The following is a 9,613-nucleotide window of genomic DNA, read 5'->3' on the forward strand; positions in this document are numbered from 1 at the left end:
ATTACACCGTTAATTTCTTTAATCAAGAAGTAGACATTATTTTGATGCCTAATATTTTTTTGGCTTGTACTCATCATATACTTCTCCCCCTTCAATATATTGAGTATTTAGCTGATACTGTTTAACACATCTTAACTCTAATCTATGAAAAAAATCACCCTCTTCATCCTAATGATTACTTCCTTATTGGGATTTGCTCAAACAAAATACAGTAAAGCAAAAATCATATACAATTCTCCAGAAAATTTCAAAAAGTTAGCCAATGCTGGGATTCCTATGGATCATGGAAATCACAAACGAGGCGTTTTTATCATTTCTGATTTTTCTAAAACAGAAATCGAAATTGCTCAAAATTTAGGTTTTGAGGTAGAAATTCTTATTGAAGATGCCGAAGCTGATTTCCTAAAAAGAAATGCTCTAGTAAAAACTCAAAGTAATATAGTAAACCCTATTTGTACTACAAGTAGTGGTACTATAAACTACCCTACTCCATCAAATTTCTCATTAGGTTCTATGGGAGGATTCTTTACCTATCAAGAGATTTTAGATCACCTTGATGCTATGCATGCTCAATATCCAAGGTTAATTTCTAGTAGAGCAAATATTGGTTCTTTTGTCACAAACGGAACTCCAGATAATTCGGTAACACCTAATATAGGAGGGAATCCGCTACAATGGGTTAAAATATCTGATAATCCAGATAGTGATGAAAATGAACCTGAAGTTTTATATGATGCAATCCATCATGCCAGAGAACCTGCTAGTGTATCTCAGTTAATTTATTATATGTGGTACTTATTAGAAAATTATGATTCTGATCCTGCAATCAAGCAAATCGTCGATAATACTGAGCTTTATTTTGTTCCTGTAGTAAACCCAGACGGATATCTTTATAATCAAAAAACAAATCCTAATGGTGGTGGATTATGGAGAAAAAACAGATTTAATACGCACGGTGTTGACTTAAATCGAAATTATGATTACCATATTAATGGAAATCCTTCAAATGGTGTATGGGGAGGTCAAGGAACCTCAGGAAGTACAAACTCTGATGTTTATCACGGTGCAACTCCCTTTTCTGAAGTTGAAACACAAGCTATGAAATGGTTTGTAGAACAACATAATTTCGTTTTTGCTTTAAACAACCATACTCATGGAAATCTCTTATTATATCCATATGGATATACAAATAATACACCTACTCCAGAAAACTCTTTATACGAAACAATTTCTGAAGAAATGGTAGCTCAAAACGGGTTTAATAATATAATCTCATCTGGACTATATCCAGCTGCAGGAGATAGTGATGACTTTATGTATGGTACTGTAGGTACTCATGACAAAATTTATGCCTTTACTCCTGAGATTGGAAATGGATTTTGGCCAACTTCTAATCAGATTGATGGAATATGTAAAAGCATGATGTATCTCAATTTAATGGTGGCAAAAATGTCTCACAATTATGCTACTGTTCAAAGCACTGGAACAACATTTATAGGGACTAACCATTCTTTTGATGCCTCTTATCAATTGAAACGCTTAGGAGTTTCTGGTAATGGAATTTTTACGGTAAGTATCATTCCTGTTAGTAATAACATAACTCGAGTAGAGGGTTCAAAAAACTACATTATCAATAGTATAGGACCAATAATAGAAGATGCTATCACCATAAACTTGAACAATACTATTAATATCGGTGATGACATCGTTTATAATATCGTTATTAATGGTGGTTTATTTACAGAAACCGTACAAGTAACTCAAAAATACGGTGAAACTCAAACCATAATTGATAATAATGCAAACAATTTAAATGCATTTACACATCAAAATTGGGGAACCACAACAAGTACATTTGTATCTTCAAATGCTTCTATTACAGATTCACCTAATGGAAATTATGGCCCTAATCAAAACAAGACTATCGTTCTTGATGAAGAAATTGATCTTACAACTGCTGCCGTTGCAAACGTTCAATTCTATGCCAAATGGGATATAGAAGCTTCTTGGGATTATGTACAATTTGAAGTTTCTACTGATAATGGAGTTACATGGATAGCGCAATGTGGTAAATACACAAAGCCTGGTAGTTCTAATCAAGTCTCTGGTGAGCCTTTGTATGATGGTGTACAAAATGACTGGGTTTTAGAACAAATAGATTTAAGTGACTATTTAGATCAAACTATAAAAATACGTTTTCAATTTGTTTCTGATAGAGGACAAGAACAAGATGGTTTTTATTTTGATGATTTAAAAGTTAATATCCTTGATAATTCTGTACTCTCTGTTAATGATGAAATACTTTCGCAAATACGTGTTTTTCCTAATCCTGTAAAAAATACATTAAAAATTGCATCCTCATACACAAGTGATTATAATTTCAAAATACATAATATCTTCGGACAAGAAGTATTATCTCAAAACGACCTAAACGGTTATCAAGAATTAAACGTAAACAATTTAGCCTCTGGATTGTACTTCATTTCAATCACATTAGAAGATACAACAAAGACCATTAAATTTATTAAACAATAATATTTTCAACTATCACAAAATAAAAGAGATCAATTTAAAAATTGATCTCTTTTATTTTACAATTTGTCCATTAAAAACAACAATTGAGTAATTTTAAATATTCAAAATATATTCCTTAATATAAATTTCATAGCTTCATATAAAAATATACTCATGAAAATTAAAGTTACTGCTACTCTCTTTTTTTTATTCCTTTGTATTACTACCTCTGTATTTTCACAAACAGCAACGTCATCTATCACAATAGAAGTTAAAAACATTACTTCAAACAAAGGAACTATACTTATCGGGTTATATAATGCCAAAACCAATTTCTTAAAATCACCCTATAAAAGTGCTATTTGTACAGCTAATATAAAAGGAGTAGTACATACTTTTAAAAATATTCCAGAGGGAACTTATGCTATATCTTTGTTTCATGATGAAGATAACAATAGTAAACTCAATACTTTTATGAAAATCCCTACAGAAGATTATGGTACTAGTAACGATGCTCCTGCTCATTTTGGTCCTCCAAAATGGGAAGATGCTAAATTTGAATTAGGAACTCAAATGATTACACAAAAAATCAAACTTCATTAACCTAATCATTCAAATTACAATTCATACTTAAAAACCAACAGTTCGGTCATATAGAATTCTATAATCATTGGTAATTAGTGAATTTTACACTGTAATAAAAAAATAACACCAATGAAAACAGTATTAACGATATTAACGCTTTTAACGATAACTATTTCATCTGCACAAAGTATTTATGAAAAAGGAATGGAAAAAGCATTTGATTTATGGAAAAACAAACAAACTGAAGAAGCATCTAATCTATTTGAACGCATTGCAAAAGCAGAAAAGGATAATTGGTTACCTTATTATTACGTAGCCCAAATCAATATCATTAAGACTTTTGGAAATAAAGATGCTAAAGAAGTTGAACAACGATTAGCCAAAGCTCAAGAACTTTTAAATGAAGCTAAAACCTTTTCAAAAGGTAATGCAGAAATATTAATCATGGAAGCGTTATTAAATACTGCTTGGGTTGCCTATAATCCTTCTGTTTATGGAATGACTCATTCTTCCAAAGTAGAAACGCTTTATAACAAAGCTAAAGAAATAGAACCTCATAATCCAAGAGCTATACTTTATCATGCCGAATGGAAAATGGGTGCCGCACAATTCTTTGGACAAGATCCTAAAGCTTTTTGTCCAGAAATAGATAAAGCCATAGCGTATTTTGAAAAAGAACAATCAACAATTCCTTTCTACCCTAAATGGGGAAAGAATGAAGTCAAAAGAGTTCAGAAGAACTGTAACTAAGCCTATTTTTCAATAAATAAAAATTAATAATTAACTTGAGTTCTCTTGTAAAGCAAAACATATATAGATGAAAGATTTTAAATCTACTTTAATAGCCTCTATTCTAATTTCTATAGGACTCTCTATCTTTACTTTTATAGGTAATGGATGGGATTTACAACAATTACTTAGTCTTAAATGGTGGTCTATTGCCTTTACCTATAGTTTTACTTTATCATATTTGAATATCTTTTATTTTAGATATATCAATAAACTAGATTGGAAAAATCAGGGTTTAAAACGAGTTTTTATTGGAGCTACAGGATCTGTGATTATCACTTTGATAGGTTATTTCCTTTGCGAGTTGATCTTTTCAGTTATTGTTTTGCAAAAACAAACATTTGATGAGTTTATTGAATCACAATCATTTAGCAATTATCTATATCCAATCCTATTAACCTCAATCATTTCTCTTTTCTTTCATGTTATCTATTTTTATAAAGCATTACAAGAAAAGAAAGTAACCGAGCAAAAAATTATAGCAGGAACTGCTTCAGCAAAATTTGCTGCACTTAAAAATCAATTAGACCCACATTTTTTATTCAACAGCTTAAATGTTTTAACCTCTCTAATTGAAGAAAACCCAAGGATGGCTCAAAAATTCACAACCTCCTTATCAAAAGTATACCGCTATGTATTAGAACAAAAAGACAAAGAATTAGTCACTGTTGAAGAAGAGTTAAAATTTGCTAAAACGTATATGACGTTACTCAAATTAAGATTTGAAGATAGTATCATATTTGAAATGCCCGAAAAGATTACTGATCCTGAAGCTAAAGTCGTACCGTTATCCTTGCAAATTTTATTAGAAAACACTGTAAAACATAATGTAGTAATGCCTACAAAACCATTGCATATTAAAATATATGAAGAAGATAATTCTTTATTTGTAGAGAATAATCTTCAACCAAAACAAGTAATAAAACAAAGCAGTGGTGTTGGTCTAGGTAATGTAAAACAACGTTATGCTTTATTAACAAAAAGACCTTTTACGGTATATAAAACCGATGATGCATTTATTGCCAAGCTACCTATTTTAACAAAAAAGATCACCGTATCTACCACTATGACAACAACAGAATCTTATCATACAACACAAAATTTAAAATACCAACGAGCACAAGAAAAAGTAAAAAAGATGAAAGAATTTCATATCAATTTACTTACATACTGTATTGTGATACCTTTTCTTGCATTTCTTAATTTTAAAACTACAGGTTTTGATTTTCCTTGGGTTTTATTTCCAATGTTCGGTTGGGGAATTGGAGTGTTATTTCACTATATGGATGCTTATGACTATCATCCCATTTTAGGTAAAGACTGGGAATCTAAAAAAATCAAAAAATATATGAACGAATATAATAGAAGAAACCATGACAACATATAACGATAATAATACCAAAGAAAGTACTGCATATAAAAGAGCAAAAAAAAGAGTTGATGACGAAAAAGGATTCTACACACATTTAGTTGTTTATATAGTCATCAATACCGTACTATTATTTGTGAATTCAGATTTTTTAGATGATGGTTTAAAAAACTGGTCCAGTTGGCACTTATTTATTACTCCTTTTTTCTGGGGAATAGGATTACTTATCCATGCTTTACGTGTATTTTCTAAGATTTCACTTTTTGGAAAAGATTGGGAAGAACGAAAAATAAAAGAGCTCATGGATAAAGATTCTTTTTAAATCATTATCACCATCACTAATTAACACTAAAACCTATGAAAACTAATAATAATGACCATAAAGCATATGAACGTGCAAAAGAACGCGTTGATGAATTAAAGAAATTTTACAACAATCTATTTTCTTATCTCGTTTTTATATGTTTTTTAGCAGGGCTAAATTACTATGTTAATGAATTACGTAATCCGTGGTTTTTATGGGCAGCTTTTGGATGGGGAATAGGAATTGTTTTTCACGCTATAAAAGCTTATCGTATAAATCCTATGTTTGATAAAGATTGGGAAGAACGAAAGATTCGAAAATACATGGAAGAAGAAAGTGAAGAACAACAACGTTGGGAATAAGAATTGTATTTCAATACTACATAATTCAAGCACTCTTTATTTTTTTAGTATAAAAACAGTATACCTAATTATGAACATTTTAAAAAAGTCTTTTTATTTAATTCTTTGCCTATATAGCACTATCAATATTGCTCAAGAACGCTTTCTAATAAAAAATGTAACCTTATTTAACGGAGAAAAAATCATTCCTAATACCTCTATTCTTATTCAAGATGATAAAATTTTAAAAATAGGAAACAACATAAGCAAAGTAACTACAATTATTGACGGTACGGGTAAATTTCTAATGCCTGCTATGATTAATGCTCATGTACACGCATGGTCTTCTGTCTCATTAAAACAAGCAGCTCAATCTGGAGTTCTAAATGTACTCGATATGCATGGTGTAGAACCTATGCAAAAACAAATGAAAAGTACTAATGACTCAACAAATTATGCTCGTTATTATGTTGCTGGCTATGCTGCAACCGCACCAGAAGGTCATGGAACTCAATTTGGTTTTCCATTACCTACATTAAAAGAGCCCAAAGATGCCGTATCTTTTGTGCAAGGTCGTGTAAATGCTGGCGTAGATTATATCAAAATCATAGTTGAACCATGGAAACCTACAATCTCACATGAAACAGCTAAAGCATTAATTGATGAAGCTCATAAACATCATAAAAAAGCAGTAGTCCATGTTTCCAGAGTTGAAGATGGTTATCAAGTATTAAAAAATAATGCAGATGGTTTAGTCCATATATGGGATGATGCTCCTATAACAGAAGAGCGTTTACAAGAGTTATCAAAAAACAAAGACTTTTTTGTTATTCCGACATTACTAACGATAACAAAAATCAAACGATTATATATCAAAAAAACTGAAGATGAATTTAAGACTTTTGATAAGTTTTTAATTAATGAAGTAAAAAGATTATATAATGCTGGAATTACTATTCTAGCAGGAACAGATCCTCCTAACGCTAATATCAATTATGGAACTGATCTTTTTAAAGAATTAGAACTATTGAGTCAAGCAAGCTTACCTAATATTGAAATTCTTAAAGCTGCTACAGCTAATACAGCAGATCGATTTGGATTAGAGAACATAGGTTATATAAAAGAAGGCTTCAAAGCAGATCTAGTTTTATTAGATAAAAATCCAATAGAAGATATAAAACATATTTCAAGTATCAATACGGTATGGAAAGCCGGACAAAAAGTGCAACTCAAATAAAAAAAGATGAACGTTATTATCATTGAAGACGAAAAACCAGCTGCTAGACGCTTAAACAGGATGTTAAATGATTTAAACATTCAAGTATCTACTATGTTACATTCTGTTCAAGAAGCAATAGAATGGTTCCAGACAAACGAGCATCCAGATCTCATCTTTTTAGACATTCAATTAAGTGATGGATTATCTTTTGAAATTTTTGACACTATACAAATCAAAAGTGCCATCATTTTCACGACAGCTTATGACGAATATGCTTTAAAGGCCTTTAAATTAAATAGTATAGATTATTTATTAAAACCTATAGATGATGATGAACTAGAAGTTGCCATCAATAAATATAAAGAAAACTATCCTCAACAAAAACCTATTCAAGTTGATTTTGATGATATAAAAAAACTCCTGATCAATCCACTTGATAGAGTGTATAAAAAACGATTTACAGCAAGAGTTGGACAACATTTAAAGATCTTTACAGTAGAAGATATCGAATGTTTTTATTCTGAGAATAAAGGGACTTATTTACATACAACTGATAATCGAAACTATCTAATAGATTCAACTCTTGAAACACTGGAAGAAGAACTAGATCCAAATCAATTCTACCGAGTAAGTAGAAAATTCTATATCAATATTAATGCTATTAAAGATATCATTTCTTATACAAACTCAAGATTACAACTCAAGCTAAACACTTTTAACGAACAAGATGTTATTGTAAGCAGAGAACGCGTAAAAGATTTCAAAAATTGGTTAGAAAAATAAATCTTTAATAATATTTCGATATAAAATCAAAGCCTATTCTAATTCTTGAATAGGCTTTGATCTTATCGTATCATACTTGTGTTTTTATTTTTATCAAATCTAAATAAATTATATTTTTGTTTAAAAAATAATCATAAAAACAACTTACCTCAATGAATCAAGTTTTAGAACTACTTTTCAGTAAAATATCAGATACTTTTGGCTTAATTGTACTCGCCTTAATTACTATAGAATGGATTATTTTATGGATAACACATAAAATAGAAAGTCATAAAGAAGGATGGATTAACCTTTTATCATATGCTTTAGAAAGTCTTCCTTATATTTTTTTAGGACGAATAGTAATTTTTGGTATAATGTTGTTCACATATCAATATAGAATTATAACATTAAGTACTGCTTGGTATATTTGGGTTTTAGCATATTTTCTATATGATTTCATGTTCTATGCAGTACATTATCTCGGACATCAAGTACGCTTTTTTTGGTGTATACATGGTGTACATCATACAGCCAAAGAAATGAAATTTACTGTTGCTATTAGAGGATCTTTTCTAGGATTTATACATTCACCACATACAGTCATTTGGTTACCTTTACTAGGATTTGATCCTTATATGATATTTATTGTAGAGGCCATAGCTCGATTATACGGTTTATATGAACACGCCAGCGAAAAAATAATAGGGAAGCAACATTGGATGGAATTATTCTTCATTTCTCCATCAGCACATCGTGTTCATCATGCAAAAAATCATATCTATTTAGATCGTAATTATGGAGAAACATTTTCTATCTGGGATAGACTGTTTGGGACTTTTCAAAAGGAATTACCAGAAGTAAAACCTAAATACGGTATTATGGATGATAAAATTGATAGCGAAAACATCTTTCAAGTTCAATTCAGTTTATGGAAAGATTTATGGCATGACATGAAAAATGCACCTAAATTTATAGATAAGATAAAGTATATTATCATGCCTCCTGGCTGGAATCATATAGATGGAGGAAAAATGGCACATTCTTTTAGAGAAGAAGCTAAAGGTAAACTTAAATCTTATTCTAATTAATTCAATTTCTATAGTAAATTAAAATTTAATAATTATACAGCTCAGTAAAATATTTACTGAGTTTTTTTGTCTTATATAGAAACACCATTTACATCCACAGTACTAAGTTCTATTATATTATAAACATATTCTTAACTATTAAAATGAATGTTATTTAATCTTTTATAAATAAGCTAAAGCAGAAGTATGCTCGTGTGTAATTATTGGCTTAAATCGGCTTGTTCTATAGTTATTATTGTGTTTATTCAAATAAAATGAACAAGTTATATTTATAAATAGTAAACACCCAATATAGAAACATCGAATAGTTTAAAAAGTAGCATCTATAGGGTATAGTTATATTTACTATAAGTTTAACTGAGATTCCTTTTAAATTTTGGATTTAGCATTTTACATTTTAGATTTAATTCCACTTATCCCTCATTGTAAATAACTCTTCCTTCATAAAAAACGCAGTAATTGCTTATAATTAGTCTTCTTTACTGTAGAGTCTTATCCTAACCTCAAAAATTTATAAACATATACAAAACAAAAAACCCTTCACAGATATTGTGAAGGGTTCAAAAAAGGCGGCGACCTACTCTCCCACGAGCGCAGTACCATCGGCGCTATCGGGCTTAACTTCTCTGTTCGGAATGG

At 30.1% G+C, this 9,613-nt stretch carries 9 protein-coding genes and 1 rRNA gene; 9 read left to right on the plus strand and 1 reads right to left on the minus strand.

Going from position 1 to position 9,613, the window contains the following annotated elements; all coding sequences use genetic code 11:
- Positions 1–144 precede the first annotated feature (144 nt).
- The 9 genes from ACYEKI_RS18320 (at position 145) to ACYEKI_RS18360 (ending at position 8,974) form a co-directional block, all read left to right on the plus strand.
- Entirely contained in the window at positions 145–2,535 is a 2,391-nt protein-coding gene (locus ACYEKI_RS18320) for a M14 family zinc carboxypeptidase (protein ID WP_459212664.1), read from the plus strand.
- 153 nt (positions 2,536–2,688) lie between these two features.
- Positions 2,689–3,117 carry a DUF2141 domain-containing protein gene (locus tag ACYEKI_RS18325; RefSeq protein WP_459212665.1) on the plus strand — a complete coding sequence of 143 codons (429 nt, stop codon included), beginning with the start codon at positions 2,689–2,691 and terminating at the stop codon, positions 3,115–3,117.
- Positions 3,118–3,228: 111 nt separating this feature from the next.
- Positions 3,229–3,849 (plus strand): hypothetical protein, encoded by a 621-nt coding sequence (locus tag ACYEKI_RS18330; protein WP_459212666.1) that lies wholly within the window; start codon positions 3,229–3,231, stop codon positions 3,847–3,849.
- A 67-nt stretch (positions 3,850–3,916) separates the two neighbouring features.
- Positions 3,917–5,275 carry a 2TM domain-containing protein gene (locus ACYEKI_RS18335; protein WP_459212667.1) on the plus strand — a complete coding sequence of 453 codons (1,359 nt, stop codon included), beginning with the start codon at positions 3,917–3,919 and terminating at the stop codon, positions 5,273–5,275.
- A complete protein-coding gene (locus tag ACYEKI_RS18340) occupies positions 5,262–5,579 on the plus strand; it encodes a 2TM domain-containing protein (RefSeq protein ID WP_459212668.1) in 318 nt (105 codons plus the stop codon). Before ACYEKI_RS18335 ends, ACYEKI_RS18340 begins: the two co-directional genes overlap by 14 nt.
- 35 nt (positions 5,580–5,614) lie before the next feature.
- Complete coding sequence (locus ACYEKI_RS18345) at positions 5,615–5,923, plus strand: 2TM domain-containing protein (protein ID WP_459212669.1); 309 nt, start codon at positions 5,615–5,617, stop codon at positions 5,921–5,923.
- A gap of 70 nt (positions 5,924–5,993) precedes the next feature.
- On the plus strand, positions 5,994–7,139 hold the full coding sequence (locus ACYEKI_RS18350; protein ID WP_459212670.1) for an amidohydrolase family protein: 1,146 nt from the start codon (positions 5,994–5,996) through the stop codon (positions 7,137–7,139).
- Positions 7,140–7,145: 6 nt separating this feature from the next.
- Positions 7,146–7,904, plus strand: a complete 759-nt coding sequence (locus ACYEKI_RS18355) for a LytR/AlgR family response regulator transcription factor (RefSeq protein WP_459212671.1) — start codon at positions 7,146–7,148, stop codon at positions 7,902–7,904.
- Between the two features lie 152 nt (positions 7,905–8,056).
- Positions 8,057–8,974, plus strand: coding sequence for a sterol desaturase family protein (locus tag ACYEKI_RS18360; protein ID WP_459212672.1), 918 nt, complete (start codon positions 8,057–8,059; stop codon positions 8,972–8,974).
- Between the two features lie 564 nt (positions 8,975–9,538).
- Here the strand turns inward: ACYEKI_RS18360 and rrf are convergent.
- Positions 9,539–9,613 (minus strand): 5S ribosomal RNA (gene rrf, locus ACYEKI_RS18365); the annotation flags it as partial.

It is taken from the genome of Aquimarina rhabdastrellae, from assembly GCA_947387485.1.
In the GTDB taxonomy this organism is placed as follows: Bacteria; Bacteroidota; Bacteroidia; order Flavobacteriales; family Flavobacteriaceae; genus Aquimarina.

Bases quoted from the DNA above. Each gene is read 5' to 3' on its own strand.
- ACYEKI_RS18350 (WP_459212670.1), top strand. From the start codon at position 5,994: ATGAACATTTTAAAAAAGTCTTTTTATTTAATTCTTTGCCTATATAGC.
- ACYEKI_RS18325 (WP_459212665.1), top strand. From the start codon at position 2,689: ATGAAAATTAAAGTTACTGCTACTCTCTTTTTTTTATTCCTTTGTATT.
- ACYEKI_RS18360 (WP_459212672.1), top strand. From the start codon at position 8,057: ATGAATCAAGTTTTAGAACTACTTTTCAGTAAAATATCAGATACTTTT.
- ACYEKI_RS18330 (WP_459212666.1), top strand. From the start codon at position 3,229: ATGAAAACAGTATTAACGATATTAACGCTTTTAACGATAACTATTTCA.
- ACYEKI_RS18355 (WP_459212671.1), top strand. From the start codon at position 7,146: ATGAACGTTATTATCATTGAAGACGAAAAACCAGCTGCTAGACGCTTA.
- ACYEKI_RS18345 (WP_459212669.1), top strand. From the start codon at position 5,615: ATGAAAACTAATAATAATGACCATAAAGCATATGAACGTGCAAAAGAA.
- ACYEKI_RS18335 (WP_459212667.1), top strand. From the start codon at position 3,917: ATGAAAGATTTTAAATCTACTTTAATAGCCTCTATTCTAATTTCTATA.
- ACYEKI_RS18320 (WP_459212664.1), top strand. From the start codon at position 145: ATGAAAAAAATCACCCTCTTCATCCTAATGATTACTTCCTTATTGGGA.
- ACYEKI_RS18340 (WP_459212668.1), top strand. From the start codon at position 5,262: ATGACAACATATAACGATAATAATACCAAAGAAAGTACTGCATATAAA.